The 26,572-nt window shown below is 60.9% G+C and carries 22 protein-coding genes; 15 read left to right on the forward strand and 7 right to left on the reverse strand.

The genetic code is table 11. The features are described from left to right. Positions 1 to 462: 462 nt before the first annotated feature. The 5 genes from BMY67_RS18120 to BMY67_RS18135 all read right to left on the reverse strand — a co-directional run bounded on the left by BMY67_RS18120 (position 463) and on the right by BMY67_RS18135 (position 5,025). Positions 463 to 1,470 carry a hypothetical protein gene (locus BMY67_RS18120; protein WP_092774202.1) on the reverse strand — a complete coding sequence of 336 codons (1,008 nt, stop codon included), beginning with the start codon at positions 1,468 to 1,470 and terminating at the stop codon, positions 463 to 465. A gap of 111 nt (positions 1,471 to 1,581) precedes the next feature. Further along, positions 1,582 to 2,607, reverse strand: coding sequence for a hypothetical protein (locus BMY67_RS18125; protein ID WP_092774203.1), 1,026 nt, complete (start codon positions 2,605 to 2,607; stop codon positions 1,582 to 1,584). Positions 2,608 to 2,857: 250 nt separating this feature from the next. Next, on the reverse strand, positions 2,858 to 3,526 hold the full coding sequence (locus BMY67_RS18130) for a hypothetical protein (protein WP_092774204.1): 669 nt from the start codon (positions 3,524 to 3,526) through the stop codon (positions 2,858 to 2,860). 171 nt (positions 3,527 to 3,697) lie between these two features. Continuing rightward, complete coding sequence (locus BMY67_RS19440; RefSeq protein WP_177189923.1) at positions 3,698 to 3,853, reverse strand: hypothetical protein; 156 nt, start codon at positions 3,851 to 3,853, stop codon at positions 3,698 to 3,700. A 260-nt stretch (positions 3,854 to 4,113) separates the two neighbouring features. Next, positions 4,114 to 5,025 (reverse strand): hypothetical protein, encoded by a 912-nt coding sequence (locus BMY67_RS18135; RefSeq protein WP_092774205.1) that lies wholly within the window; start codon positions 5,023 to 5,025, stop codon positions 4,114 to 4,116. Positions 5,026 to 5,175: 150 nt separating this feature from the next. Here BMY67_RS18135 and uvrA point away from each other — a divergent pair, with 150 nt between their 5' ends. The 8 genes from uvrA (at position 5,176) to BMY67_RS18175 (ending at position 13,614) form a co-directional block, all read left to right on the forward strand. Beyond that, complete coding sequence (uvrA, locus tag BMY67_RS18140) at positions 5,176 to 8,073, forward strand: excinuclease ABC subunit UvrA (RefSeq protein ID WP_092774206.1); 2,898 nt, start codon at positions 5,176 to 5,178, stop codon at positions 8,071 to 8,073. Between the two features lie 91 nt (positions 8,074 to 8,164). Then, on the forward strand, positions 8,165 to 8,539 hold the full coding sequence (locus tag BMY67_RS18145) for a VOC family protein (protein WP_092774207.1): 375 nt from the start codon (positions 8,165 to 8,167) through the stop codon (positions 8,537 to 8,539). Positions 8,540 to 8,682: 143 nt separating this feature from the next. Then, positions 8,683 to 9,147, forward strand: a complete 465-nt coding sequence (locus BMY67_RS18150; RefSeq protein WP_143069916.1) for a hypothetical protein — start codon at positions 8,683 to 8,685, stop codon at positions 9,145 to 9,147. Positions 9,148 to 9,189: 42 nt separating this feature from the next. Then, positions 9,190 to 10,008 carry a hypothetical protein gene (locus BMY67_RS18155; RefSeq protein ID WP_092774209.1) on the forward strand — a complete coding sequence of 273 codons (819 nt, stop codon included), beginning with the start codon at positions 9,190 to 9,192 and terminating at the stop codon, positions 10,006 to 10,008. 24 nt (positions 10,009 to 10,032) lie between these two features. Further along, complete coding sequence (gene tpiA, locus BMY67_RS18160; RefSeq protein ID WP_092774210.1) at positions 10,033 to 10,800, forward strand: triose-phosphate isomerase; 768 nt, start codon at positions 10,033 to 10,035, stop codon at positions 10,798 to 10,800. 116 nt (positions 10,801 to 10,916) lie between these two features. Then, positions 10,917 to 11,306, forward strand: coding sequence for a 7(1) septoil knot domain-containing protein (locus BMY67_RS18165; protein WP_245745091.1), 390 nt, complete (start codon positions 10,917 to 10,919; stop codon positions 11,304 to 11,306). Positions 11,307 to 11,488: 182 nt separating this feature from the next. Then, on the forward strand, positions 11,489 to 12,250 hold the full coding sequence (locus tag BMY67_RS18170) for an ATP-binding cassette domain-containing protein (protein WP_177189924.1): 762 nt from the start codon (positions 11,489 to 11,491) through the stop codon (positions 12,248 to 12,250). After that, entirely contained in the window at positions 12,226 to 13,614 is a 1,389-nt protein-coding gene (locus BMY67_RS18175) for a hypothetical protein (RefSeq protein WP_092774212.1), read from the forward strand. Before BMY67_RS18170 ends, BMY67_RS18175 begins: the two co-directional genes overlap by 25 nt. Positions 13,615 to 13,725: 111 nt before the next feature. Here BMY67_RS18175 and BMY67_RS18180 read toward each other — a convergent pair whose 3' ends face one another. Together BMY67_RS18180 and BMY67_RS18185 are read right to left on the reverse strand one after the other, a co-directional pair. After that, on the reverse strand, positions 13,726 to 14,052 hold the full coding sequence (locus BMY67_RS18180) for an OmpA family protein (RefSeq protein ID WP_177189925.1): 327 nt from the start codon (positions 14,050 to 14,052) through the stop codon (positions 13,726 to 13,728). Positions 14,053 to 14,066: 14 nt separating this feature from the next. Further along, complete coding sequence (locus BMY67_RS18185) at positions 14,067 to 14,780, reverse strand: hypothetical protein (protein ID WP_092774214.1); 714 nt, start codon at positions 14,778 to 14,780, stop codon at positions 14,067 to 14,069. Positions 14,781 to 14,953: 173 nt separating this feature from the next. On the opposite strand from BMY67_RS18185, the gene prmA reads away from it, so the two are divergent. The 7 genes from prmA (at position 14,954) to BMY67_RS18220 (ending at position 26,478) form a co-directional block, all read left to right on the forward strand. Further along, positions 14,954 to 15,790, forward strand: a complete 837-nt coding sequence (prmA, locus tag BMY67_RS18190) for a 50S ribosomal protein L11 methyltransferase (RefSeq protein ID WP_092774215.1) — start codon at positions 14,954 to 14,956, stop codon at positions 15,788 to 15,790. 299 nt (positions 15,791 to 16,089) lie between these two features. Next, the gene (locus BMY67_RS18195) at positions 16,090 to 21,249 is read left to right on the forward strand and encodes a hypothetical protein (RefSeq protein WP_143069918.1); all 5,160 of its coding nucleotides are present in this window, start codon (positions 16,090 to 16,092) and stop codon (positions 21,247 to 21,249) included. Positions 21,250 to 21,535: 286 nt separating this feature from the next. Further along, the gene (locus BMY67_RS18200; RefSeq protein WP_092774217.1) at positions 21,536 to 23,128 is read left to right on the forward strand and encodes a GMC oxidoreductase; all 1,593 of its coding nucleotides are present in this window, start codon (positions 21,536 to 21,538) and stop codon (positions 23,126 to 23,128) included. A gap of 201 nt (positions 23,129 to 23,329) precedes the next feature. Next, positions 23,330 to 23,971 (forward strand): glycerol-3-phosphate 1-O-acyltransferase PlsY, encoded by a 642-nt coding sequence (gene plsY / locus BMY67_RS18205; RefSeq protein ID WP_092774218.1) that lies wholly within the window; start codon positions 23,330 to 23,332, stop codon positions 23,969 to 23,971. A gap of 165 nt (positions 23,972 to 24,136) precedes the next feature. Further along, positions 24,137 to 24,580, forward strand: a complete 444-nt coding sequence (locus BMY67_RS18210) for a hypothetical protein (protein WP_092774219.1) — start codon at positions 24,137 to 24,139, stop codon at positions 24,578 to 24,580. Between the two features lie 43 nt (positions 24,581 to 24,623). Then, positions 24,624 to 25,040 (forward strand): STAS/SEC14 domain-containing protein, encoded by a 417-nt coding sequence (locus BMY67_RS18215; RefSeq protein WP_092774220.1) that lies wholly within the window; start codon positions 24,624 to 24,626, stop codon positions 25,038 to 25,040. Between the two features lie 73 nt (positions 25,041 to 25,113). After that, positions 25,114 to 26,478, forward strand: coding sequence for a dipeptidase (locus BMY67_RS18220; RefSeq protein WP_092774221.1), 1,365 nt, complete (start codon positions 25,114 to 25,116; stop codon positions 26,476 to 26,478). Positions 26,479 to 26,572: the final 94 nt, after the last annotated feature.

Below are 26,572 nucleotides of genomic sequence, written 5' to 3' on the forward strand. Positions count from 1 at the left end.
AAGTTGGTTTCGGGCGGCGGTTGCATGTTGCTCTGCCGGCAAAAGCAGGAATCTCACTCCCGACATTGCCGGATTGGCCGGAGCGGCAGCGCCCCCTTACTACGCAAGGCAGCCGTATTACGCTGCCGTATCCGTGGCAAAGCGCCTTGCGAGTACGAGGCCGAAACGCACAACGCCGCGCCGCCGGGTAACTCGCAGAAGTACCGGCAAGGGGCACTGTTCCACGACAAGGCGTACCTATAGCGGTTTTGCGCCTCCTGTTTCCCAGGGCTGAAGCCCCGGGCTACAGAGCGGGTGGCAATGCACCCGGCGCGCCAGACTGCTGTGGCATCGGCTGCTTCTCCGCTACTGGCAGCCCGGAACGGCGTAGTATAAGGCGCCGCCAGGCCGTTAAACAAACCGCCCGTACCGGCAGCGAAGCGGGTACGGGCGTGTTGATTGAGCGCCGGAAAGTGGGCGGGCTTAGCTTTGGGGCTTGTTGAGCAGGAAGCCGATGGTGAAGTTGGCGTCCCAGTCGAAGACAAATTGCTGGCAGCCCGAGGCCTCCTGCACGGCCCGGTAGATGTTCTGGCCGGCCTTGGATTTGGCGTTGTCGAGGTTGTAAGCGTCGGGGGCTTTGAGGGTGGTGTAGCGCTCCTTATCCTGGCGCACCTCCTTGGCCATCTCAAACGGTACGCCGCCCACGATGAAGCAGGTATTGCGCAGGCTGGCCGGCACCTGGGCCATTTTGGTTTTCACGTCGGCCGCCACGGTGGCGTCGTCGGTGCCGTTCTGGAAGTATTTGGCCCCGTAGGTTTCCACCGATTTGGGCGTGCCGTTTTCCAGCCACGAGATTTTGGTGTTGCCCGAGCCGATGTCGACCACGAAGGCTTTGTCGGCGTAGGCGGGGGGCAGCACCGAGCGCAGGGCCAGCACGCCCTCCTGTTCGGGCGTTACGGTGTTCACCACGTAGCCCAACGATTTGAGGGCCTTGATAATCTTTTGGGTGCCGCTGGCCTTCTGGGCGCCCGAGCTTACCACGAACTGGATGTCGCGGCCGGCCACGCCGAAATCGAGCATTTTGGCAATGTAGTTTTTCAGGCCCGCCCGGATATCGGCGTCGGAGGCCATGTTCTCGATGGCCAGGCTGGCGCCAAACTCCGACTTCTCCAGCTTCCAGTTCTTGTTGCCATCAATGCGGACAATAAACGAGTTGAAGCCGCTGGCGCCCAGCTCCACCACGCCCTTGAGCTTGCCATTGACGGGCGCGGGGGGCGTGTAAGTGAAGGCAGCCGGCGTCGCGCCATTGCTGACAGCGGGAGCCTGGCCCGGATCAGCAGTACCCGACCCGTCGGGCATGGAGGGGCTGGTAGCGGTAGTGGTGGTAGCGGGCAGCAGCTTGTCGCCCATGAAGTAGCGGAAGCCGAAGTAGGCGGCGGCCAGAATGGCCAGCGTGATGATGAGCCGGCCGGCCAGCGTGAGTCGTTGCATAGGGAAGAGGGTTAGAGAAACGGTGGCCGCGGGCCACAATCGGGAGAGAGTTTATTTGAGCATTCAGACTGGTGTAGAGACGCAAAATATTGCGTCTCTACGCCGTTCCTTTTACTCCAGCAGGTTGCGGTAGCCGGCGTCTTTGGGCGGGGCGGGCGCGCCGGGCTGGGCCACGTAAACGGGGGCGGCCGGGGTATCGGGGGTCACAAACTTGAACTCGCCCTGGTTGTAAGCGTTCAGCAGGGCCTCGCCCTTGTCGGAGAGGATGCCGTTCTGCACGTCCACCGAGTTGATAAAGTCCATCGACAGGTCCATGGCGCGCTTCATTTCGCCCAGCTTCTGGCTCATGTCGTCCTGGATGTACTCCATCGACTCGTCGAAGTAGAACTTCTTGTCGGGGTCGCCCTTAAAAATGCTGACGGCCGTGCGCAGCGCGTTCGAGCTTTCCTTCACCAACTTGTACTCGACCTCCTTGAGGCGCACCTTGATTTCGGTTTCCTTGATGATGTAGTCGGCGCTGGTATTAACCTTTTCCATGAAGGCCAGCACCTGCTGGATGTTGCGTTGCAGCGGCAGCAGCTTGTTGTTCATCTCCTGCAGGCCCGCCCCCTCAATGGTGGCCAGCGAGGCAGTTTCCTTCATGCCGGGCCGTTCCAGCATAGTACCGGCCTTGTTGGCCTCGGCGAATTTCTGCCGGATTTCGTCGTTGTTCTCGTTGATCTTCTTGTTCAGTTTCACCAGCTGCCCGGCCAGCGTGTCAATCTGGCCCTGCATTTTCCGGCGCTTCTGCCGCAAATCATCCACGTAGATTTTAAGAATGGCGATGGGGTCGAGCTGCACCACCAGCCCCACGATTTTGCGCATCAGCGTCTTGAACAGAAAGAACACGGCCGTGCGCACGTCGCGGCTGGTAAACAGGAATACCACCACGCCCAGCGCCGCCAGCAGCAAGGCCAGATGCAGGGTGTTGGAGGCCACCTCAATCAGAAACAGCACGATTTGGTTGAAGTAAATCAGGCCCGCGCCCAGCATGCCCGCCAGGACCACCAGGCCAAAAATACCTTCGGGCCGCGACCAGAACGAGCGTTTTTCCACGTCAGTACTGCCACCAATTTGCGAGAAGTCGGGAGTTGCCATAGCGGGGGAAAGGGAGTTAGGGTGATGAAGAGAAGACAGTTGCCTGAGCCAGCCAAAGTACCTGTCATGCTGAGCGGAGCGAAGCATCTCGCGTGCCATGCTAATCCTGATGCCAGCACGCGAGATGCTTCCTTCGTCAGCATGACAATAGTATTGCGGTAGAGATGCTTCGACTCCGCTACGTCCCTGGCTTGATGCGCCACATGCGCAGCATGACGTGCTATATATGTCCCACTTTTCTACGGTCGTTCTACGTCAGGTGCTGCCTTATACGGGCAATGTCGTCCTGGATTTGCTTCGTGAAGTGCTCGTGGGTGGCCTCGTAGTTGCGGCGGCTCTGGCTGAGCTTGTCGGTCTGCAAGTCTATTTCGCCGCTGATAGAGGCTAGCCGGGCAGTGTTGGCCTCGATTTTCTGCTGAATTTCGGCCAACTGTCGGGTCAGGGCCTCGTTGTCGGCCTGGCGCTGCTGCTGCTCCTGCTGCAGGCCACCCACGCGCTCGGCAATGGTGGCGTCCACGCTCTTGGTGAAGCCGGCGCGGTCGTCGTTGAGCACGTCCAGGTACTGGTTGGCCGTGCTCACGAGCTGGTTGACATCGGCCGAGCCGCCCAGGGCCTTGAAGCTGGCCCAGGCCGCCTGAAACTGCTTGTGCTCGCTCAAATCGAGGCTGCTCAGGCCCCGGAGCGCGTCGCGGAACTCGAAGTAGTCGGGCCCCGGCAGGTTGTGCTTGACCAACACATCGGCCAGGTGCTCCGAAAACCGTAAGTCAACGGCGCCGGGCTGCCGGGGCGCGGGCGCCGGCGAGCCAGCGGCCGGGGAGCCAGCCGCCGGAGCAGCCGCGGGCGCACCAGCGGGCGTGGGCGCATCCTTAATAAAGAAGCCCAGAATTTTGTGGCCGAGCGAATTGTCTGGTTCAGGCATGAGCAGCGGGCGTAACGTGTAACAGCACAATGTTACGAGTTTCTATGATTCAGCCGCTGGATTCGCTTAGTTGGTGAGGTGTGGCCTTGGAGGCGGGCGGCGTTTTGCAGGTGAGCGGGTTGCGGCGGTTTCGGATGCGGCGGTCAGAAACAGTAGCGGCGTACGTCGCGGCTACAATTGCTCGTTGTGCTGCTCCTTATCAATCAGCAACTGCACATACACGTTCAGCTTCGCCAGCAGCTTGAGTAACTGCCAGCCCCCGAGGGCCAGGAACAGGATGCCGAGGAAATACAGGAGTAGCGGAAGGATGGTCAGGAGGGTGAACATGGGGCAGGGTGACGGTTTGAATTTTATTGGGTGCGACGGCTGAAGCTTTACTAAGCAAGCTTAGAACATTATGGCTACTGACGCTGATTCAGCCACTCCATCTGGGACTTGCGACCAGCAGTGGAGTTGGTGTACAGATTTAGCGGCTTGTGTTGTGAGGAATTAAGCCAGAAAATTACCTTGGTTCTTCAATGATAATTCGATACGAATATAATTACTAATAAGCGCTTATCACAAAAATCAATGCTGATTATAAATATTTATTTATACAAACGTATGAGATTAGAGGAAATAATATCAACCTTCATTTCCTCATCTAATAAAAAATTATCCTTCATCCATTTAGTCAATATTTTACCTCCCATTATTCTTGGCCTACCATCCTTATTGTGTGTTCTATTAATATCCCCTTTGATTACTGTGCCTGTTTCCGACCCAAGCTGAATATCCAAGGTTTTCAAATCTCCCCCAAAGATGTTCCTGTGTTTTGTTTGAATATTAAAAAACCCTCTATTGTAATAAGTTTTCCCAAGCTGTATGACTATTGTCTTCATTTCAAATGATACCATCGCACTATTATAAGAAGCATTACTCCTATTCGGTATGTCATTAATAATATCTGACTTATTTTCCATATCAACAATCACATTATTTATACTCCTATTCTCATCCACCTGAACCCCATGCCCGCTTCGAGCGGCATCAAGCCATTGAATCAACTCCAGAGCAGCATTCAATAAATCACCTTCCACTAAAGAAAAAGCAATTACTTCCGTATTGCCCTTGTGCAGATTGGAATAGCAATGCCACTGCAAACCGTCGGTAATAAAAACGGTCTGCACTTTGAAGCCCAGGGCGTAACCCAGCACTTTACTCACGTAGCCATGTTTGTCGAGGCTGGCCCCCAGGCATTTCGCTTCCACTACTAATCGGGGGTTGCCGTTACTGTCGTGGAGCAGATAATCGACCCTGAGTTCACCGCCAATCGTCCGTTCCGGCTCCACCATGCGCACATCGGCCGTATCCCAGCCCAGGGCCCGCAGTACCGGGTCGATGAGGGCGGCGCGGGTGGCCGCCTCATTTTTACGCAGCAGTTGCGAGTTGATTTCGGCGCTGGTCCGAACAGCCTGCAAAACGGCGTAGAGGGTAGCTAACGGACTGGGAATGGGCATCGATGGCAGTGTAGATATGTGAGCCACAATGTTAAGGATTTGTGCGCTTCATGCTTTATATAAGTTCACTACTGCCCCCGCCGTACCTTCGCCAACCCCAAACTACACCCGGCCGAAACCAAACGCGGCCCGCTTGCTGTTTACCGACCTATGGCCGACAATTCCGCTTTGCAACTCGCCGCCCCCGCGGCCGACCCGATTGACCAGCTCGACCCGCGCGAGTTCATTCTCATCAAGAACGCGCGGGTACATAATCTGAAAAACCTCAGCGTAGCCCTGCCGCGCAACAAATTCATCGTCGTGACGGGCCTGTCGGGCTCGGGCAAGTCGAGCCTGGCGTTTGATACGCTCTATGCCGAGGGGCAGCGCATGTACGTGGAGAGCCTCAGCTCCTACGCCCGCCAGTTCCTGGGCCGCATGGACAAGCCCGACGTGGACTACATCCGGGGCATCTCGCCGGCCATTGCCATCGAGCAGAAGGTGAGCATCAAGAACAACCGCTCCACCGTCGGCACCAGCACCGAAATCTACGACTACCTCAAGCTGCTGTTCGCGCGCGTGGGCCGCACCTACTCGCCCATCAGCGGCGAGCAGGTGCGCAAAGACAACGTGGCCGACGTGGTGGACTACCTCATGCGCCTACCCGAAGGCACCCGCGTGATGCTGCTGGCCCCGCTGCTGCGCGCCGAGGATGGCCGCCCCCTGAGCAAGGAGCTGGACTTGCTGCTCCAGAAAGGCTACAGCCGGGTGGTGGTAAACGGCGAAACCGCCTTCATCGAAGACCTGCTCGCCGAAGGCCAGCCCGAGCCCACCGATGGCGACATCTTCATCATGATTGACCGCGCCGTCATCATCCCCCAAGACGAAGACCTGGCCTTTCGCCTCGCCGACTCGGTGCAAACCGCGTTTTTCGAGGGACACGGGAGTTTAGTTGCCAGTTATCAGTTGTCAGTTGTTAGTGCGGATGACCAGCAGACCGGCCTAACAACTGACAACCAACCACTGACAACTCAAAGGACTTTCTCCGATAAATTCGAGTTGGATGGGTTGGCGTTTGAGGAGCCGAGCGTGAATTTCTTCTCGTTTAATAACCCGTACGGCGCCTGCCAGACCTGCGAGGGGTTCGGCTCGGTGCTGGGGATTGACGAGGACTTGGTGATACCCGACAAGAGCCTGACGGTGTACGAGGGGGCCATTGCGCCCTGGCGCACCGACAAGCAGAGCGAGTGGCTCAAGCCGCTTATCAAGAACGGCATCCGGTTTGATTTCCCGATTCACCGGCCTTACAACGAGCTGACGGAGAAGGAGCGCGCCCTGCTGTGGAAGGGCAACAAGTACTTCGACGGGCTGGACGACTACTTCAAGTGGGTGGCCACCCAGACCCACAAAATCCAGTACCGGGTGCTGCAAAGCCGCTACCGGGGCCGCACCACCTGCCCCGACTGCCGGGGCAGCCGCCTGCGCAAGGATGCCCAGTACGTGAAAATTGAGGGTAAAAGCATCACCGATTTGGTGCTGCTGCCGGTGAGCGAGGCGCTGACTTATTTTGCGGAGCTCGACCTGCCCGAGCACGAGGCCAAGGTGGCCGAGCGGCTCGTAACGGAAATTACGAACCGGCTGGGCTACCTGCACCGGGTGGGCCTGGGCTACCTCACGCTCAACCGCCTCAGCAGCACCCTGAGCGGCGGCGAAAGCCAGCGGATTTCGCTGGCCACGTCGCTCGGTTCGGCGCTGGTGGGCTCAATGTACATTCTCGATGAGCCCTCGATTGGCCTGCACCCCCAGGATGCCGAGCAGCTGATTGGCGTGCTCCGCTCGTTGCAGCAGCTGGGCAACACCGTAATTGTGGTGGAGCACGAGGACAAGATGATGGAGCAGGCCGACCAGATTATTGACATCGGCCCCGAGGCCGGCAGCGGCGGCGGCATTTTACAATTCCAGGGTACCTACGCCGAGGTGCTGACCTCCGACACCTACACCGGTCAGTACCTGAGCGGCCGGCGCGAGGTGGCGGTGCCCAAAACCCGCCGCCCCTGGCGCAACGCCCTGGAGCTGACGGGCGCCCGTGAGAACAACCTCAAGAACGTGAGCGTGAAGTTTCCGCTTAATGTGATGACGGTGGTCACGGGCGTGTCGGGCTCGGGTAAAAGCACGCTGGTCAAGCGCATTCTGGCTCCGGCGCTGCTCAAGCAGCTGGGCGGCGGCGCGGGCGAAAGCACCGGCAAGTTCGACCGCCTCACCGGCGCCGCCGGGCAGGTAACGCACGTCGAGTTCGTCGACCAGAACCCGATTGGCAAGAGCAGCCGCTCGAACCCCGTTACCTACGTGAAGGCCTACGACACCATCCGCAGCCTGTTTGCCGACCAGCCGCTGGCCAAGGCCCGGGGCTTCAAGCCCTCGCACTTCAGCTTCAATGTGGAAGGCGGACGCTGCGAGGTGTGCCAGGGCGAGGGCCAGGTGAAAATCGAGATGCAGTTCATGGCCGACATCTTCCTGACCTGCGAGGCCTGCGAGGGCCGCAAGTTCAAGCAGGACGTGCTCGACGTGCAGTATCAGAATCAGAGCATCAACGACGTGCTCGAACTAACCATCGAGGACAGCCTGGATTTCTTTAAGGACCAGCCCAAAATCATCGAGCGCCTTAAGCCGCTGGACGACGTGGGCCTGGGCTACATCCGGCTGGGGCAGTCGGCCAACACGCTAAGCGGCGGCGAGGCCCAGCGTGTGAAACTGGCCTCGTTCCTGACCAAGGGCAACACGCTGCAGAACGATAAAATCCTGTTCATCTTCGATGAGCCCAGCACCGGCCTGCACTTCCACGACATCAACAAGCTCATGCTGGCCCTCAACGCCCTGGTCGAGCAGGGCAACTCGGTGCTCATCATCGAGCACAACATGGACATCATCAAGTGCGCCGACTGGCTGATTGATCTCGGCCCCGAAGGCGGCCTGAACGGCGGCCACCTGCTGTTCGAAGGCACCCCCGAGCAGTTCATCAAGCTCAAGGATACCAACTCCACGGCGCGGTTCCTGGCCGAGAAGCTTTAATCACAGATGTTGCAGATGAGGGGGATAACACAGATGCAGGCGTGAACCATTTATCTCCGCATCTGCGCTATCCTTTTCATCTGCAACATCTATGATTCTCAACCAGGTAACCGTGCCCGCGCTGGATGTGGCCAAATCGGTGGCGTTTTACCAGCAACTGGGCTTGCGACTGATCGTGGATGCCTGCCCCCGCTACGCCCGGCTGGAATGCCCCGACGGGGAGGCCACGTTCTCTGTTCATCAGGTGACGGAGTTGCCGCGGGGCGCGGGCGTAATGGTTTACTTTGAGCAGGAGCGACTGGACGAATGGGTAGCGGCGCTACAGCAGCAGGGCATTACCTTTGACGAGTTGCCCACCGACCAAAGCTGGCTCTGGCGCGAGGCCCGGCTGCGCGACCCGGCCGGCAACCAGCTCGTTCTGTTTTATGGCGGCGAAAACCGCAAAAATCCACCCTGGCGGGTATAGCATTACCAGCAGCGGCAGCGGTTGCCGCCGCTGTTTTTTTACGCCTGCGGTAACACTTTAGTAAGCGTTTGAATACATTACTGCCGCAATAGCTGGTTGTGTGCCGGCGGGCTCCCTCCTTTCGTGTTTTTCCGATTTAGGCTATGGCGATGATTCGCAATGCGCGGCTGCAGCTGCAACACGATGAGGCAACGGGCCTGATTCGGGTAGCCTGGCGCGCCGGGCAGCCGGTAGCGGCATTTCAGTCGGCGCTGGAGTGGCTGATGGAGTTCAGCCAGGAGCACCACGTGACGCGCTGGCTTGTCGATATGCACCACCTGCCCCCGTTGGGCAGCGCCGAGCAGGCCTGGATTACCGACCAGTGGTTTGCCGCCATGACGACCACGCCGGTGCGCCAGCTGGCCCTGGTGCTGCCCTCGGATATCCACAACTACCTGGTGGCCACCGCGCCGGTGCACAACCCGCAACTGGCCCCACCCTTCGAGCTGGATTTTTTCACCGATGTGGCTTCGGCGTTTGGCTGGCTGATGGAAAGCGAGCCAACACGAGAGCGGCTCTGGCACGAGTGGGAGCCCGACCCCTCCGACCCCAGCCTGCGCCTAGGCTAAGCCGCTGGGCCGGAATCGGCAAATTTTGCGGTTCTTGATGCCATGAACCCTACTGCCTCCGCCTCTTCTGCTTCGCCCCTGGCCAGCCGCGCCTGGCGCTGGACCGCCGCCGCCGCTACGGCGGGTAACATCGCCCTCAACTATATCTCGCAGGCGTACCCGTTCAATGGGCAGACCAACGCCGTGGTGTCGGGCAAGTACCCCACGCCGGTTACGCCGGCCGGTTACGCGTTCAGCATCTGGGGGCTGATTTTTCTGAGCCTGCTGGTTTACGCCGCGTGGCAGCTGCTGCCGGCGCAGCGCCGCAACCCGCTGCCCGACCTGCTGGCCCGGCCGCTGGTGCTGGCCAACGGGCTGACGGGGCTTTGGCTGGTGCTATTTGCCTACGAGTTGCTGCCGCTGAGCGCGCTGGTGATGGTGGGCATTCTGGCGGCGCTGGCCCTGGCCTACGGGCGGCTGCGGCGGCAGGCCCGGCAGGAGCCGGCCACCGTGCCGCTATGGGTGAACCTGCCGTTCGGGCTGTACCTGGGCTGGATTTCGGTGGCGCTGGTGGTAAATGCCACGGTGGCGCTGGGCCAGTACTGGCAGCCGGGGCCGGCCAAAGGCGTGGAGTGGGGCATTATTCTGATGGGTATTGTGGCCGGACTGGCCCTGAACGTAACCGGCCGGTTCCGGGAGCTGGCCTACCCGGCCGCCGTGGCCTGGGGCCTGGCAGGCATCTGGGTGGCCCGCAACGGCGGGCCCGACACGCAGTTTCTGGCCGGCACGGCGCTGCTGGCCGCGGCCGTGGTGGCTGTTGGGGCGCTGGGGCTGGTGTGGACGGCGCGGCGTAAGCAGGCAAGCCCTAACTTGCAGGCCTAATCCCCCACCCCAACCCTTTCCGCTATGCGTAAGAATATTGTGGCCGGCAACTGGAAGATGAACACCACGTTGGCTGAGGCTCAGGCCCTGATTTCCGAAATCGTGCACATGGTGCAGGATGAAACCACCGGCTCGCCTGCCGTAGAAGTGGTGGTGTGCCCGCCGTTCCCGTTTCTGCTGCCGGTGGGCAAGTTGATGCCCGAGGGCGGCAGTTTCCACCTGGGCGCCCAGAACTGCCACCAGAAAGCCAGCGGCGCGTTTACCGGCGAAGTGTCGGCCCCCATGTTGCAGTCGGTGGGTTGCGAGTACGTGATTCTGGGCCACTCGGAGCGGCGGCAGTATTTCCGCGAGGATGACGAGTTGCTGAGCCAGAAGCTGAAAGCGGCCCTGGAGGCCGGGCTCAAGCCCATCTTCTGCGTGGGCGAAACGCTGGAGGCCCGCGAGGCCGGCGACACGTTCAAGTACATCGAAAAGCAGCTTAAAGACGGGCTGTTTCACCTCTCCAACGAGGAATTCGACCAGGTAACCGTGGCCTACGAGCCCATCTGGGCCATTGGCACCGGCAAAACGGCCACCAGCCAGCAGGCCCAGGAGGTGCACGCCTTCATCCGCGAGCAACTGGCCCGCGCCTACGACGCCAAGGCGGCCCTCAACACGAGCATCCTCTACGGCGGCTCCTGCAACGCTCAGAACGCCCGCGAGCTGTTCAGCCAGCCCGACGTGGATGGCGGCCTCATCGGCGGCGCGGCCCTCAAGTCGCGCGACTTCACCGACATCATCAAGTCGTTTTAGGGTTAGAAGCGAGTACAGCGAAGTGAGAGGCAAGATGCGGCAGGCTGCTATGACAGTCGGCTGCATTTTTGCTTCGTCGGTTTCACTGCTCACCTCTCTGTACTCATATCTCTATAATGCTTCTCTCCTTCCTGCTTTCCGGTTTTCTGGCACTGAACCCGTTTGCCGCGCCGTTGCGAGTGCCGCTGGCTCCGGCGGCGCCGGGAGTGGTGGCCGGCTCCATCGACCCCTGCCGCATCTACGGCTCGGTGTATTTGGAGCGCGACCCCAGCCGCCGCAGCTACTGCTTTGCCACAGTGTACCTGGAGCCCGAGTCGGCTTTCTGCGACCTGCTGGTGTACCCGGAAACCAACAAGCTGTTCGCCGACCGCGCCGGCCTCTGGTATTCCACCGAGGCCCGCGACTTCGCTGATTACGCCCTGTTCGTAACCGACAACCGTAACCTGGCCGACTTCTCGTTTCAGTACACCAAAGTGCGCAACTACGCCGGCTGCCAGAAGCGGTGAGTTATTGGCTCCAGGCAGAATCAAACACGAAAAAGCCCCTGACGTTCATGCTGACGCCGGGGGCTTTTTCGTGCGGGCCTTTGATGATTCACCGGCAAGCCGTTTTCGCCGCCGCTGCTATAACTTGCCGCCGCCCTGCCACACGCCGCGGCGGGCAGCCGCTTAGGCGCAACTACTTATCGATGGAATTAGCATTACGAAACCTGACCAAATCGTTCGGGCCGAAAACCGTGCTGCGCGACCTGAGCCTGCAAGTGGAAACCGGCTGCTGCGTGGGCGTGGTGGGCCGTAACGGGGCCGGCAAAAGCACCTTGTTCAACCTGCTGGTGAACGTGCTGCTGCCTACTTCGGGTGAGATAGTGCTCGACGGCGAGGTGCTGGGCGAAACGTTTCCGGTGGCTACCAAACGGCGCATCGGGGCGCTCATCAACCAGGGCCACCTCGTCGAGCAGCTCACGGCCGAGGAGTACCTGCAGTTCGTGGCCCGCATCTACGAACTGCCCGACGCCGCCCCGCGCATTGCCAGTTTGCTGGGGCATTTGCTGGAAGAGTTCGACCAGGTGCGCCACAAGCGGCTCAGCGCGTTTTCGACTGGCATGAAGCAGAAGGTGGCCGTGGCCGCCTGCCTGTTGCACCGCCCCGAGCTGCTGCTACTGGACGAGCCGCTCAACGGCCTCGACGTGTTTTCGGCCGAGCGGGTGCTGGCGCTGCTGGCCAGCTACCGGCCCCAGTCGCTCACGTTCATTTCCTCGCACAACTTGGCCCACATCGAGCAGATTGCCACCCATTTGCTGGTTATTGATGAGGCCGAAGTGAAGTTCTGGGGCACCATGGCCGAGTTCAAGGCCGGCCGCGAAGCCATCCTCTCCGACGCCCTGCTCCAGCTGCTCCACCCCACCACGTCTGCCCACGACCTCACATGGCTCACCCATCAGGCCAGTTAGGCCACTTCCTGCCCTACCTGCTGGGCCGGCAGCTGCGGGCCGTGTTCTGGCCTGGCGCCGGCGAAGGCCGGGCCGCTACACTGCTGCTAAGCCTGATAGCGGTGGCCTATGCGCTGGCGCTGGGCTACTCGCTCAATCATACCGCCATACTGTCGGCCGGAACGCTGCCTATGCTGCTGGCGGGCATCAATACCATGCTTTTCGTAACCGTCCTGCTGGCCGACTTTCTGCCTTCCTACCGGGCCGTGCAACGGCCGCTGCCCGAGCCGCTGCCGGTATCGGCCCGCCTGAATGCGGTGACGGCCTTCGTGCTCGATTTAGTGTCGGTACGGCGCGGGCTGCTACTGCTGTTTGTATTGGTGGTATTACTCGTTGCGCCCGCTTTCTGGCGGCCGCTGGGCCTGAGTTTGCTGGTGTGGCTGAGCGCGGCCGCCGTGAGCTTCAACCTGCGGCTGCTGCTGTCGGTGGGGCGCTGGCGGCATCCGCTGTTCTGGCTGAACCTGCTGTGCCTGGGCGCGGCGGCAGTCTGGCTGAGCCAGGAGTTTGATGTTACGGCCGGTCCGCTGGCTTACTGGGCAGCGGTCCTGGCCGTGGGCGGACCACTGCTGCTGTGGGCGGCGGCGCTGTATCTGGTGGCTCCCTGCTTCAGCGCCCGCTATATGCCCGATCAGGCCGAATCGTCTTCCGCTGAGGGCCGCTGGCTGGGCCGGCTTTCTCCAGAGTGGAAAATGTACCTGCGTAGAACCCGGCCGGCGTTGCTAACCGCCGTGGGGTTTAAGGTGCTAATGATGGGGTGGAGCGCCTACATGGTCTACGACTCCGGCATCAGCTCCGCCAAGAGCGTTCTGTACCTGCCGTTGCTGCCCGTACTTAGCTTTACCTATGTCAACAACAACCTGCTGGGCTACCTCTGGACCGCTACCACCGATGAGCTGGAGCGGTTGGGCCTTACGGGCCAGTTGCTACGGCGGTATTTGCGGCTGGCGGGAACTGTCGTGCTGGTTGATTGCCTGCTTTCGGCGGTATTGCTGCTGGCCGTATTCCCGCGGTCTATGTGGCCGTTGCTGGGGCTGCTGCCGCTGGCGGGCAGCGCGCTCATGGCCCTGGGTATCTGGGGCAGCTTCTGGAAAGCCAAGCCCATTGTCAAGAAAATTGACTTCAGCACCATGCGCAATAATTCCTCCAAGCTCATCAGCATCTGCAGCGTTGGGCTGGCGGCCGCCCTGTACCTGATGCCCTGGTGGTGGGCCCGGGTGGCGCTGGCGCTGGTCGTCACGCTCTCGGCCCTGGTGCCGGTGCGGCGCATCCTAAGCAACCACGGCCCCACCCGGCGGCAGCTCTGGCATCGCCTCATGCACGCCTGATTTCGGCTCAGCTGCGGGAAGGCCAGGCATAGCACAGCCCCTGATCCAAGCGGACGTCAGGGGCTGTGCTGTGCCTGGCCTTCGTGCTTCGGAAAGCGCCAACTCACTCATTCACCGCTTCACCAGCTCCACGCGGCGGTTCTGGGCGCGGCCGGTTTCGGTGGCGTTGTCGGCCAGGGGCTGGGTTTGGCCAAAGCCGGCGGCCTGCAGGCGGCCGGGGCTTATGCTGGCGGCAGTGAGGGCCGCCACGACCGACTGGGCCCGGGCCTCGGATAACTGCTGGTTGTGAGCGGCGGTACCCGCGTTATCGGTGTGGCCCTGCACGGCCAGGCGCAGCGCGGGGTTCCGGCGCAGCAATGTCACTACCTCGGCCACCGTGGGCCCCGATTCGGGCCGGATGGTGGCTTTATCCGTGTCGAAGTTCACGTAGAGCGCCACCCGGCCCTCGGTGTCTAGTTTTTTTTTAGCTCGTCGGCCGGAATCGTGGAGACCTGCTGGGGCATGGCGGCCCGCTCGGTTACCACCACGTCCATGTAGGTGTCGCCGGGCTGAATCTGAATCCAGACTTCCTTGTCCTTTTGCCGGATGAGGTAGGTATCTACCTGCTCACCACTGGAGATGTTGCCGGCATATTTTCGGTACGTATCGCTGCCGACTTTCTCAATGGCTTCGCTCGGCAACTCGGCCGACGATACCTGCACGCCCCCCAGGCTCTTGATCAGCGCTTCGTAGTTGCGCTGCTGCATGAGCTCCGAGGTCTTCTTGGCTTCATCGATTACCCGGTACTGGCGGCGCAGCACTTTGCCTTCAATCGGAATCAGCTGCTTGCCGTCGTACACGTAGCTGCGGTCGAACTCGTAGTAGGCACTGTCGCTGGGGTTCGGGAATTTGTAGCCCTTGGGTCCGCTCACGTACGGGAACCGGCCCAGATTAGCCGTGGAAAGCGGCACCTTGCTAAGGTCAAACGTTGCGGCGGCCGACCCGGCGGCCGTTTCGGGTGCGGCAGTTTCAGCCGGTGTGGTTTCGGCCGGAATTTCGGTGGTCGTCGTTTCGGTGGTCGCGGTTACGTCGGTGGCCGTTTCATCGGCTTTATCCTTGCTGCCGCAGCCGCTGAGCAGCGCGGTCAGTAACGTGGCGGAAAGCAGGTAGCGGAAGCAATGCTTCATATAGAAGAGAGAAAGAAAGGTTGAGCTTTCAAATAAAAGGATATTTGAATTAATACATATGATGGACCACCGCCTTCTGGACGGGCAGCCGCGGGAAAGCGCCGTTTTTGCCCGACCTTTGCCGCCCGCTGCCCTTGCTGGCGGCCCCACTTCATAACTTTCTAATTCCCGGTATGGATTACGTTGAACTGCGCGTGCAGGCCCCGCAAGAGCTGGCCGATATATTGGTTGCCGAGCTGGCCGAGGTGGGCTTCAATACCTTCGAGGACAACGACGAGGGCTTCTGCGCCTACATCGACGAGGACCAGTTCTCGCCCGACGACGTGGCCGAAATCATGGCCCGCTACCAGGGCCAGGGCGAGCTGCAGTTCGAGGACCGCATCATCACCCGCCAGAACTGGAACGCCGAGTGGGAGAAGAACTTTGAGCCCCTGGTTATTGCCGACCGCGTGTCGGTGAGGGCACCGTTCCACGCCGCCCGGCCCGATCTGGCCCACGAAATCGTGATTATGCCCCGCATGTCGTTCGGCACCGGCCACCACGACACCACGGCCCTGATGCTCACCAACCAGCTCGACGTAAACCACCAGGGCCAGCGCGTGCTGGATATGGGCTGCGGCACCGGCATTCTGGCCGTAATGGCCGCCCAGCTCGGGGCCCAATCGGTGCTGGCCGTGGATGTGGAGCCCTGGACGGCCGAAAACGCCGCCGACAACGCCCGCGAAAACAACGTGCAGGGCACCGTGGAAGCCCGCCTCGGCGACATTTCAGCCCTGGATGGTGAGGAGCCCTTCGATATCATCCTGGCCAACATCAACCGCAATGTACTGCTCGACGATATGCCGGCCTACGCCCGCTACCTGCGGCCCGGCGGCCCCATCCTGTTCTCGGGCTTTTACGAGGAAGACCTGGCCCAGATTCGGGCCGCCGCCGAGCAGGCCGGCTTCGTTTACGAGAGTCACCGCGTCCAGAACCACTGGGTGTCGGCCATTTTCCGGCAACCGGCCTAACCCGCCCGGTTCGCGGCCCCGACCAACCGGTCGGGGCCGTTTTTTGTAACAGGAAGCCAGTGACTATCAGAATATAAGTAAAGTTGGGAAGAGTAGGAATGTAGCGAGGCGGGCGAACAGTAGCGTCGGAAATTGCCGGCTTTTACCGAAATTGTAGGCGGTTAGCTGACTTAATGCGCGAAACACCCGCCCGGGTTGGCGCGCAGGGCTGGCCGGCAAGAGTACAATTTCAGCGCGCCGCGCCGGCTGCCGGTCGGCCCGGCCTACTTATGGTTGATTTGACGAACACGCTACACACTATGAAGCAGGTTGCTTTCACATGGCTTTGGATGCTGGTGCTGGGCCTGGGCCTGACGGTTCCGGCAGTGGCCCAGCAGAAGCCGGCTCCGGCCGCCAAGCCCGGGGCCCCGGCGCCGGCCCCCGCCCCGCCCCGGTTTGCGGGCAAGCTCAGCTCGGAGCCCGAGCAGTTTATGGTGGACGTGCAGGCCCTGATGGCCACCACCAACAACGCCGCCGCCAAGGCCGCCGGCACCCGCCTGCAGCAGGTGTGGGCCAGCAACCGCCTCACGGCCACCCAGCAGCGCTACATTGTGTCGCTGAGCCAGTATATGCTGGCGCGCAAGATGCGGGCAAAACCTCACTTCGAGGACTTTTTTACGGCCATTGCGGCTGGCGCGCTGGTGCAGAACCTGAGCGACGACCAGATGACCCAGCTGCTTAATACAGTGGGCAAGGCGCTGGAAAAAGAGCCGCCCGCCGATGCCGCGAAGTTCCTGGCCACGGCCGCCCAGTTTCTCGACACCAAGTACCTGCACCGCTCTCGCTACAGCGCACTGCGCGCCGTGGGCGGGCAGTTCCGCTTCGCCTACAACGCCGCCGACCTGCCCTCCTTCGCGCCACCGGCAGCCCCCGCCGCCGCGCCAGCTGCCCCGGCCGGTAAAGCCAGCCCCAAAAACGGCGGCTGGGGTGATGATGACCCCTGGGCCACCGACGACGCGTCCGCCAAAAAAGGCGCCAAGCCCGCCGATTCGGGCTGGGGCGACGCCGGCACGGCCTACGCCACGGGCTACGCCATGCCACCGACCCGCGGCGCGGTTATCCTGCTCGACAACGCCGACCTGCTCCTGACCACGGCCTCCGACTCGGTGTACATTGCCAAAACCAGCGGCGCCGTGGTGCCGGGCCAAAACCGTTTTGTAGGCTACGGCGGCACGTTTGCCTGGCTGGTGAACGGCAACCCCGCCTCGGCCGCGCTGGGCAGCTTCGATTTCGACATCACGAAGGCCGAGTTCATGGCCAACCCCGTGACCCTTACCTACCCGGCCGTGCTCGAAAACCCGGTGCAGGGCTGGCTGGCGTTTAAGAGCGTGCTGCGCAAGCCCGGCGAGAAAAAGGACACCGGCTACCCGCGCTTCATCTCGACCACCAACGACGCCCGCGTAAAGAACATCGGCGACAACATCCGCTACTTCGGGGGCTTCTCGCTGGCGGGCACCCAGGCCCTGTCGGCCTCCCTCGATGGCTCGCTGTCGAATATTATCGTGGATGTGGCCGGCGTGCCCAAATTCCGGGCCTCGTCGCGCTCCTACCTGCTGGGCGACTCGCTGATTACGGCCCAGCACGCGGCCATTACTATCTTCCAGGGCAAGAGCGACTCGGTGACGCACCCCGGCGTGAAGCTCAAGTACAACAAGGCCACCCAGCTGCTCCAGCTCACCCGCGAGCAGGGCCTCTACAAGAACACGGCCTACTACGACTCCTACCACCAGATGGAGATTACGACCGAGCTGCTGAGCTGGCCGGTGCGCACACCGTTCATCGATTTCTCGATCCTGACGGCCAAAAACCAGGTCGCCGCCGGCTTCGAGTCGAAGGAGTTCTACACCAACACCCGCTACCAGCAGATCAAGACCATCAACAAGCTGCACCCGCTGCAGATGATGGTGGGCTACAGCCTCGAAAACGGCAATAAGCGCCTGTTCACGGTGCAGGACGTGGCCACGTTCCGCAAGCTGAAGGTGGACAACGTGCGCGCCGTGGCCGCGGGCCTGGCCCGCGACGGCTACGTGGGCTGGTACCCGCAGACCGACCAGGTGGTACTGCTGCCCAAGGCCCTGCACTACGTCAACTCCTCGCGCGGCAAGAAGGACTACGACCACCTCTCGCTGAAGAGCCTCTCGCCCTCGGGCAAAAACGCCACCCTCGACCTGAACTCCAACGACCTGATTGTGCGGGGCGTGGACCGCTTCAACTTCTCCGACGACTCGGTAACTGTATTCGTGAAGCCCGATTCGAGCATCGTGCGGATTCAGAAAAATCGGGGCGTGCAGTTCAACGGCACGGTGGTCGCCTCGGCCTTCATCTTCAAGGGCAAGGAGTTCAAGTTCGACTACGACGGCTTCTACATCGATCTGGTGAAGATTGACTCCATCATCGTGAAGGGCAAGGGCACGAAGGGCTCGGTGATGAAGGCCCGCAAGGACCCCGACTGGGCCCTGACCAACAAGGGCCGCACCTCCACCGGCCGCCTTTACATCAACGCGCCCAACAACAAATCGGGCCGCAAGAAGCTGGGGGCCTACCCTTCGTTCGATGCCAGCACGGGCGCCTACGTGTTCTTCAACAAGCCCGAAGTACTCGGTGGCGCCTACGACACAACGATGTACTTCGACATTCCGCCCTTCAAAATCGACTCGCTCAACAACAAGAACCGGGCGGCGGTGGGCTTCAAGGGCACGTTTGTGTCAGGCGGCATTATGCCCGAGTTCAAAACCAAGCTCAGCATGCAGGACGACGGCTCGCTGGGCTTCGTGTACGATGTACCCAAGGCCGGTTTCCCGCTTTACGGCAACAAGGGCACACTCTATAACAAGGTGAGCATGAGCAACCGGGGCCTGCAGGGCATCGGCAACATCAAGTACCTGACCGGCAGCTTCAACAGCGACCAGTTCATTTTCTATAAAGACTCGGTGGTGACGGTGGGCAAAACGGCCAGCATTCTGCCGGGTCCGCTCAACGGCACCGAATTCGCGAAGGTGGACTTTTTGCCCGGCTACCAGATGAAGTGGGCCGTACGCCAGGATTCGATGTACCTGACCAGCCAGCGCAAGGGCGAGGCCTTCCGCATCTACGACGTGGCCTACGGCTTCCGCGGCACGCTCACGTACTCGCCCGGTGGCCTGCGCGGCGACGGCGTGATGGACGGTCCGCAGTCGTTTGTGCGCTCCACGGCCTTCCGGTTCAAGCCCACCCAGTACAGCGGCGAGCGGGCCACGTTCAACATCAAATCGGCCGAGGTGAACAAGCCGGCCCTGACGGCCAACAACGTGAGCTTCCTGTACGATCTGAAGGCCGGCAACACCGATTTCTCCCGCGAATCGTCCGACAACAAGTCGAGCATCGATTTGCCGTACTCCGACTATCGCACCACGCTGTCGGGCGGCAGGTGGGATTTCAAGAAGAAGCTCGTGCAGTTGCGCGTGGCCCCCGGCGCCGACTCGTCGCGCTCCTACTTCTACAGCACGCTGCCCGAACAGCAGGGCCTCAAGTTCCAGGCCTCCACGGGCCAGTACGACCTGAGCCGCTACCAGCTGGTGGCCGGCGGCGTGCCCCGCATTTCGGCGGCCGATGCCTGGATTATGCCCGACTCGAACCGGGTGTATGTGCTGCCCAACGCCCGCATGCGCGAGTTCAAGAATGCCGGCATTATTATGGACACGCTGCAGAAGTACCATCAGCTGTACAAGGGCGAAATCCGGGTGACCTCGCGCACGGCCTTCAGCGGCAACGCCCTGTATAACTACAAAACCTCGGCCGACTCGTTTGCCATTAAGTTTGCCAACTTCCGGGTTGATTCGCTGGCGACGGCCGTGGCCATGAATACCGGCGGCAAGAAGGGCGGCGGGCTGCTCAAGCGCGGCCCCGACGCCGACGATGCGCCCCTTTCGCCGCCCACGCTGGCCGTGGCCACCATTGCGGCCGCCGACAAATTCAACCTGGCCCCGCGCATCGGTTTCCGGGGCGGGGTGCTGATGAACTCGAAGAAAAAGGGCTTCTCGTTTGATGGCCAGGCCAAGCTCAACTTCGTGAAGTCGGCAACGGCTTCCGACTGGTTTGCCGTGCAGGATACCATCGACCCGAAGCGCATCCGCATCAAGCTCAACGGCCCCAAGGACGAAAGCGGCACGCCCATGCTCTCGGGCCTGTTTATGTCGGAAAGCACGGGCAAGGTGTACCCGCTGTTTGTGGCCACCAAGCCCAGCGTAACGGACGCCAACCTGTTTACCGTGGACGGCACGCTCAGCTACGACCAGCGCCGCCGCCAGTACGCCATCAGCCGCCACAACTACGCCGACCCCGACATCTACGAGGGCTCGGTGCTGACGCTGCAGGACTCGACCGGAGCCCTCAACTTCCGCGGCAAGCTCAACCTCATCAACTCCAACAAAGACTACACCCTCACGGCCGCCGGCCTGGGCTACGCCAAGCCCGACAGCACCATTTACGACCTCGACGCCTTTATGGCCTTCGATATCGTGCTGCCCGAAAAGGCGGTGGAGGCCATGGGCCAGGATTTAGCCACCGGCGCCCGCGGTAACCCCGAGGCGCTCAATACCAGCCTGAGCCAGCTGTATAAGGTGGGCGAAATTGGCGGCAACGCGGCGGCCCGCGACTATGCCACCCGCAAGAGCGGGGCGCTGTCGTTGCAGAAGCTGTCGGCCAAGTTCCTGCACACGCTGGTGCTCAACCAGGTAAATATGCGCTGGGATGAGAAGCGCAAAGCCTGGTACTCGGTGGGCAAAATCGGGCTCGTGAGCGTGGGCAAGAAGGACATCAACGCGCTGGTCGACGGCTACATCGAAATCAAGAAGGAAAGCACCGGCGACGCCGTGGATATTTACCTGGAGGCCGAGCCCCGCACCTGGTACTACCTCAAGTACAGCAACAATGTGCTGCTGGCCAAGGCCCAGCACGGCTCGTTCGACGAAATCATCGGCCTCAAGGCCAAGGGCGACTACAACACGGCCACCCAGTACGGTTTCTACCTCGGCGACGACCAGGAAGTGCAGCTTTTCCTCAACCACTTCCGCAAGGACTACCTCAACGAAACCACCAAGCGCAAAATCGACCTGACCCAGCCCCAGCCCACCGGCAACTTCGACTTTATGGAGGATACGGGCAAGAAGAAGAAAAAGAAGAAGAACGACCCCGTTGATGACGTGATGCAGGATACGCCGGCCCCGGCCGAAGAAACCGGCCGCAAGGGCCGCAAGCAGAAAAACGAGCCCGCCGCCGATGCCCCGACCCCACCGGCCGCCGCGCCGGCGGAGGAAACCGGCAAGAAAAAGAAGAAAGAGGCCGTGGAAGCCGCCCCGCCCGCCGACGAGCCCCCGGTAGAGGACTCGAAAAAGGAGAAGAAGCGCAAGAAGAAAGCCGGCGACGACCCCTTCGCCGACTAAACCTAAAAAAGACCCGGTGGCCTGGCTACCGGGTCTTTCTGCTTGAAGCGCCCAGGGCATTGCCTCAGGCAGGGCCCAACGGCACGCACAGGAAACACCCGTGGCCGGCCGGGGGCCAGCTCGTGCCAACCTCACCTTGTGGGCCCTCATGCACGGCTCAGCAGGCGCTTTTTTATACGACTCTTCTCCAACAGCTTACCGAACTGCGAAAGCCCGGAAGAGTACTATCCGGGAACGGCCGGTTTTGCGGGCTGTAGTGTGGTTCAGTTCTTGTTCGGCCGGCTGTATGGATCGTAAAGAATTTATTCAGACGGGCAGTATGGGGCTTGCCGCCCTGTTGTTTTTGGGTGCGGGCAGCGTATCGGGCAAAGCCCCCGGCACCAGGCGCCGGACCTCCGGCAGTCCTGCTGTAATCATAGAAAAGGAAGTCGTCATCATCGGCTCAGGCTACGGCGGTTCGGTGGCGGCGCTGCGGCTTTGTGAGAAAGGCATTCCGGTAACGCTGCTGGAGATGGGCCTGGATTGGGAGAAGTCGGGGGAGAAGTTTTCGCCCATGATCAGCCCCGGTCATTCGGCGGCCTGGCTGAAAACCAGAACCATCGCGCCCTTCCTGAACTTGTTTCCGCTGAAAAAATTCACCGGCGCCCTCGACCGTCTGGATTTTGAGCACATTAAAATCTGGCTCGGGCGAGGCGTTGGCGGCGGCTCTTTGGTGAATGGCGGAATGGCCGTTACGCCTAAAAAAGAATACTTCCAGGAAATATTCCCGAGCCTGGATGCCGAGAAATTCTATGCGCACTATTTCCCGTTAGCCAACCAAGAACTGGGAGCCAACACGGCCTCCGAGGATTTCCTGAAAAGCTGCGACTTCTATAAGTTCAACAAGGTAGGGGAGCAGGAAGCGGAAAAGGCCGGTTTCAAAACCGTGCGCGTTCCGAATGTTTACGATTTCAAGTACATGGAGCAGGAGTACCGGAACGAGGTTCCGCGTTCGGCCCTGGCCGGAGAAGTTATTTATGGCAATAACCACGGCAAGCTTTCACTCGATAAAACCTACCTGAAGAAAGCAGGCGCTACCGGCAAGCTGGAAATCCTGGAACTGCACCGGGTGAATTCCGTGGCGCAAAACCCCGATAAAAGTTACACGCTGGATATTTCGATCATCAATACCGCCGGCGAGGAAGTTGAGCACAAACTTATCCGAACCAAAAAACTGGTTCTGTCTGCCGGAACCATGGGTTCGTTGGAATTGCTGCTGAAGTCAAACGCCCTAACCCAATTCCCGCTTGATAAGCATATCGGGCAACAATGGGGCAACAATGGCAACTTCATGACCGGCCGCAATTTCGTGAACACGTTTTCGGGTGGCACCGGCGCGCAGCAGTCCACGATTCCCGTCGGGGGCATTGACCACTGGCACGACAAGAAGCATCCGTTCTTCGTGGAAATTGCCCCCTTGCCCATGGGCATGGATGTGGCAACGTCCCTGTACCTGATGGTAAATAAGCTGAAGAAATACGGCGACGTCAGCTACAACGCGCAAACCAGCAAACTACGGCTAAACTGGAATGAGTCGCACACGGCCCACATGAAAGACAATGCGAAGTACTTTCTGCGCACCATGAATAAAGCCAACGGCGGCACCCGCTCGCACTTATTATTTCACAACGGGTTTGGCGCTGATATCTGTTATCATCCGTTGGGCGGCATTGTTTTAGGCAAGGCAACCGACCAGTTTGGCAGACTGAATGGCCATCAGAATTTGTACGTAGTGGATGGCTCTTTAATTCCGGGAACAATTGGAGTAAATCCGTTCGTAACCATTACGGCCATTGCCGAATACTGCATGGAGCATGTAATTAAAGAGGATTTCAGTTGATTAACCCAACGGCCGCCGCCGGCCATTTCGGATTTATCCGAAGTGGCCGGCGGCGGCCGTTAAGCCCCGGCCCATAGGCAGGCCCTAGCACTCCCGCTGGCTTCGCGCTTTGGGGGCGGGCACTGCCACACCCATACCATACCGTTCCAGGATGGTGCTACGGGCGGTTGCTTATCTTTACTCCTCCCCTTTCGCTTCCTCATGAATCTACCGTTAGTGCTGGGCCTGCTGGTGGCCGCTTACCTGATTGGCTCCATCCCGACGGCCCTGTGGGTGGGGCGGGCCTTTTTCGGGCTCGACATCCGCGAGCATGGCTCGGGCAACTCGGGCGCCACCAACACGTTCCGGGTGCTGGGCAAGAAGCCGGGCTCGTTTGTAATGGCCGTGGATGTGCTCAAGGGCTGGGCCGCCACCTCGCTGGCCTCCCTGATGCTGGGCCAGGGCGCCATTCTGCCCCAGCAGCTGCTCTACTTTCAGCTGGCCTGCGGCGTGCTGGCGGTGGTAGGGCATATCTACCCCATCTGGGCCGGCTTTCGGGGCGGCAAGGGCGTGGCTACGGTGCTGGGCATGATGCTGGCCATTGCCCCGGCCACGGTGGGCGTCTGCATTCTGGTGTTTCTGGCGGTGCTGCTGCTTTCGCGCTACGTGTCGCTGAGCAGCATGACGGCCGGCCTGACGTTTGCGCTGCTGCAGCTGCTGCCCGGCTTCCGGCCCGACAACCCGCTGCTGCTCTGGTTCGGTTTTGTGCTGGCGGCCCTGCTCATCTACACCCACCGCGCCAACATCGGCCGCCTGCGCGCCGGCACCGAAAGCCGCGTGCCCATGCCCTGGGACAAGAAATAGCCGCCGGCTCCCGCAGCACAGTTCTACCCGGCCCGGACGGCAACAGGATTCCGGTCCCGCTTGGGCATACGGCCTGATTTCGGTATGTTTGCGCGGGAACTGTCGCCGGTGCGTAGCGCCGGGTATTCAGCCCGTTCCCGGTAGCTGTACCCCATCTTTTCGCCTGTGCCCGATAGTACCCTTATTGCCGAATCCTACGGCAGCATGCTGCTGGCCCCCGAAGTACCCTGCCTGATTGGGCAGTGGCACACGTTTGCCAACCGCCAGCAGTTCCGCTCCCTCATGGACCGGGGCCTGGACCTGTATATCCAGGAAAGCCACCGCACCCAACCGCTGGGCTGGCTGGCCGACACCCGCCAGATAAGCGCCATCACGCCCGACGACCAGAACTGGCTGCGCACCGACTGGAACCCGCGGGCCTACGCCGCCGGCATCCGGCACGTGAGCTTCGTGGCGCCCGAGAGCGTGTTTGGCCAGATGGCAGTGCAGGGCTACACGGCTAATACCCAATCTGCCGACGCCTACGCTATCGAGGTAGTTCATCATCAGACCCTGCCCGAGGCCAAGCAATGGCTGCGCCGGGCGCTCCACAGATCGGCCGCCGGCTGATGCGCCCTCTCCCTTTTACTATCCGCTGCCTCCTTTAGCCCTCATGAAACAAGAACTTAAAAGCTCCCTGGGCCGGCCCTACGTCACGATTGAAGATGATGCGGCCAACCACATAATTACTGTTGACTGGGTGGGCTACCTCACGGCTGATAGTGTACAGGCTGGGGCTCATGCCTACACCCAGGCGCTGGCCAAAGCGGGATACAAATGCGTGCTCAATGATACGCGCAGAGTTATCGGCCCCTGGGACCATTCGCTGGAGTGGGCCCTGAACGAGTGGGCGCCCAACGCCGCCGCCGCCGGCCTGCGCTACTTCGCGATGGTGACCACGCCCGATTCGCTGGCCGATGGCTCGGCCCAGAGCTTCTACGCCCAGATAAAGTCATTCGAAGTTCGCATGTTTGACGACGAGGTAGAAGCCAAACACTGGCTGCAAAAATGCTCCGGGGTGGCCCGGTAGGCTCTGACACCACCGACCGTCGGTTGGCACAGCTCTACTTTCTCTCTTTATTCCCACTTCTAACCCAACCCGTATGGATACGACCTATCTGAAAGAAAACCAGGACCGCTTCCTCACCGAGCTCATCGACTGGCTCCGCATTCCCTCGGTTTCGGCCGACCCCAAGTTTGCCGGCGACATCACCAAGGCCGCCGAGTACCTGAAGGCCCGCTTCGAGGAAGTTGGCCTCGATAACGTGGAGCTGTGCCCCACGGCCGGCAACCCCATCGTGTACGGCGAGAAGCTGGTGGATGCGAGCCTGCCCACCGTGCTCGTGTACGGCCACTACGACGTGCAGCCCGCCGACCCCTACGAGCTGTGGGACTCGCCGCCCTTCGAGCCCGTTATCAAAGACGAGAAGATTTACGCCCGCGGCGCCTGCGACGATAAGGGCCAGGTGTACATGCACGTAAAGGCGCTGGAAGTGATGAAGCAGGAAGGCGCGTTTCCCTGCAACATCAAAATCATGATTGAAGGCGAGGAGGAAGTCGGCTCCAACAACCTCGGCATTTTCGTGCGGGCCAACAAGGAGAAGCTCAAGGCCGACGTGATTCTGGTGTCGGATACCGGCATGCTGGCCAACGACGAGCCCAGCATCGAGGTGGGCCTGCGGGGCCTGAGCTACCACGAGGTGGAAGTAACCGGCCCCAACCGCGACCTGCACTCGGGCCTGTACGGCGGCGCGGTGGCCAACCCCATCAACGTGCTCTGTAAGATGATTGCCTCGCTGCACGATGAGAACAACCACATTACCATCCCCGGGTTCTACAACAACGTGGCCGTGCTCAGCGCCGCCGAGCGCGAGGAGCTCAACCGCGTGCCTCACTCCGACGAGGAGTTCAAAAAGAGCATCGGCCTGCCCGACGTGTACGGCGAGAAAGGCTACACCACCGTCGAGCGCGTGGGCATCCGGCCGACGCTGGACGTGAACGGCATCTGGGGCGGCTACACCGGCGAGGGTGCCAAAACGGTTATTGCCTCCAAGGCCTACGCCAAAATCTCGATGCGGCTGGTGCCCAACCAGACCTCCGAAGAAATTACGGCCCTGTTCCAGCAGCACTTCGAAAGCATTGCGCCCAGCGGTGTAACCGTAAAGGTGAAGCCCCACCACGGCGGCGAGCCCGTGGTAACGCCCACCGACTCGGTGGCCTACAAGGCGGCCGCCGATGCCATGGAAACCACCTTCGGCAAGCGCCCGATTCCGACCCGCGGCGGGGGCTCCATCCCCATCGTGGCCATGTTCAAGAGCGAGCTGGGCCTCGATACGGTGCTGCTCGGCTTCGGCCTCGACTCCGACGCCATTCACTCGCCCAACGAGCACTACGGCGTCTTCAACTTTATGAAAGGCATCGAAACCATCCCGCACTTCTACCGCAACTACGCGGCGGCCATGAAGTAAGCCGTCTGGAGTTCTCTCAGCTCCGGCACTAAAAAAGCCCGCCCAGCAACGTTGCTGGGCGGGCTTTTTTAGTGCCGGAGTTCTATTAAGCGCC

Source organism: Hymenobacter actinosclerus (assembly GCF_900111515.1).
GTDB lineage: Bacteria > Bacteroidota > Bacteroidia > Cytophagales > Hymenobacteraceae > Hymenobacter > Hymenobacter actinosclerus.

Excerpts from the sequence above, each read along its gene's own strand:
- BMY67_RS18120 (WP_092774202.1), bottom strand. The coding sequence starts at position 1,470 with ATGCAACGACTCACGCTGGCCGGCCGGCTCATCATCACGCTGGCCATT.
- BMY67_RS18125 (WP_092774203.1), bottom strand. The coding sequence starts at position 2,607 with ATGGCAACTCCCGACTTCTCGCAAATTGGTGGCAGTACTGACGTGGAA.
- BMY67_RS18130 (WP_092774204.1), bottom strand. The coding sequence starts at position 3,526 with ATGCCTGAACCAGACAATTCGCTCGGCCACAAAATTCTGGGCTTCTTT.
- BMY67_RS19440 (WP_177189923.1), bottom strand. The coding sequence starts at position 3,853 with ATGTTCACCCTCCTGACCATCCTTCCGCTACTCCTGTATTTCCTCGGC.
- BMY67_RS18135 (WP_092774205.1), bottom strand. The coding sequence starts at position 5,025 with ATGCCCATTCCCAGTCCGTTAGCTACCCTCTACGCCGTTTTGCAGGCT.
- uvrA (WP_092774206.1), top strand. The coding sequence starts at position 5,176 with ATGGCCGACAATTCCGCTTTGCAACTCGCCGCCCCCGCGGCCGACCCG.
- BMY67_RS18145 (WP_092774207.1), top strand. The coding sequence starts at position 8,165 with ATGATTCTCAACCAGGTAACCGTGCCCGCGCTGGATGTGGCCAAATCG.
- BMY67_RS18150 (WP_143069916.1), top strand. The coding sequence starts at position 8,683 with ATGGCGATGATTCGCAATGCGCGGCTGCAGCTGCAACACGATGAGGCA.
- BMY67_RS18155 (WP_092774209.1), top strand. The coding sequence starts at position 9,190 with ATGAACCCTACTGCCTCCGCCTCTTCTGCTTCGCCCCTGGCCAGCCGC.
- tpiA (WP_092774210.1), top strand. The coding sequence starts at position 10,033 with ATGCGTAAGAATATTGTGGCCGGCAACTGGAAGATGAACACCACGTTG.
- BMY67_RS18165 (WP_245745091.1), top strand. The coding sequence starts at position 10,917 with ATGCTTCTCTCCTTCCTGCTTTCCGGTTTTCTGGCACTGAACCCGTTT.
- BMY67_RS18170 (WP_177189924.1), top strand. The coding sequence starts at position 11,489 with ATGGAATTAGCATTACGAAACCTGACCAAATCGTTCGGGCCGAAAACC.
- BMY67_RS18175 (WP_092774212.1), top strand. The coding sequence starts at position 12,226 with ATGGCTCACCCATCAGGCCAGTTAGGCCACTTCCTGCCCTACCTGCTG.
- BMY67_RS18185 (WP_092774214.1), bottom strand. The coding sequence starts at position 14,780 with ATGAAGCATTGCTTCCGCTACCTGCTTTCCGCCACGTTACTGACCGCG.
- prmA (WP_092774215.1), top strand. The coding sequence starts at position 14,954 with ATGGATTACGTTGAACTGCGCGTGCAGGCCCCGCAAGAGCTGGCCGAT.
- BMY67_RS18195 (WP_143069918.1), top strand. The coding sequence starts at position 16,090 with ATGAAGCAGGTTGCTTTCACATGGCTTTGGATGCTGGTGCTGGGCCTG.
- BMY67_RS18200 (WP_092774217.1), top strand. The coding sequence starts at position 21,536 with ATGGATCGTAAAGAATTTATTCAGACGGGCAGTATGGGGCTTGCCGCC.
- plsY (WP_092774218.1), top strand. The coding sequence starts at position 23,330 with ATGAATCTACCGTTAGTGCTGGGCCTGCTGGTGGCCGCTTACCTGATT.
- BMY67_RS18215 (WP_092774220.1), top strand. The coding sequence starts at position 24,624 with ATGAAACAAGAACTTAAAAGCTCCCTGGGCCGGCCCTACGTCACGATT.
- BMY67_RS18220 (WP_092774221.1), top strand. The coding sequence starts at position 25,114 with ATGGATACGACCTATCTGAAAGAAAACCAGGACCGCTTCCTCACCGAG.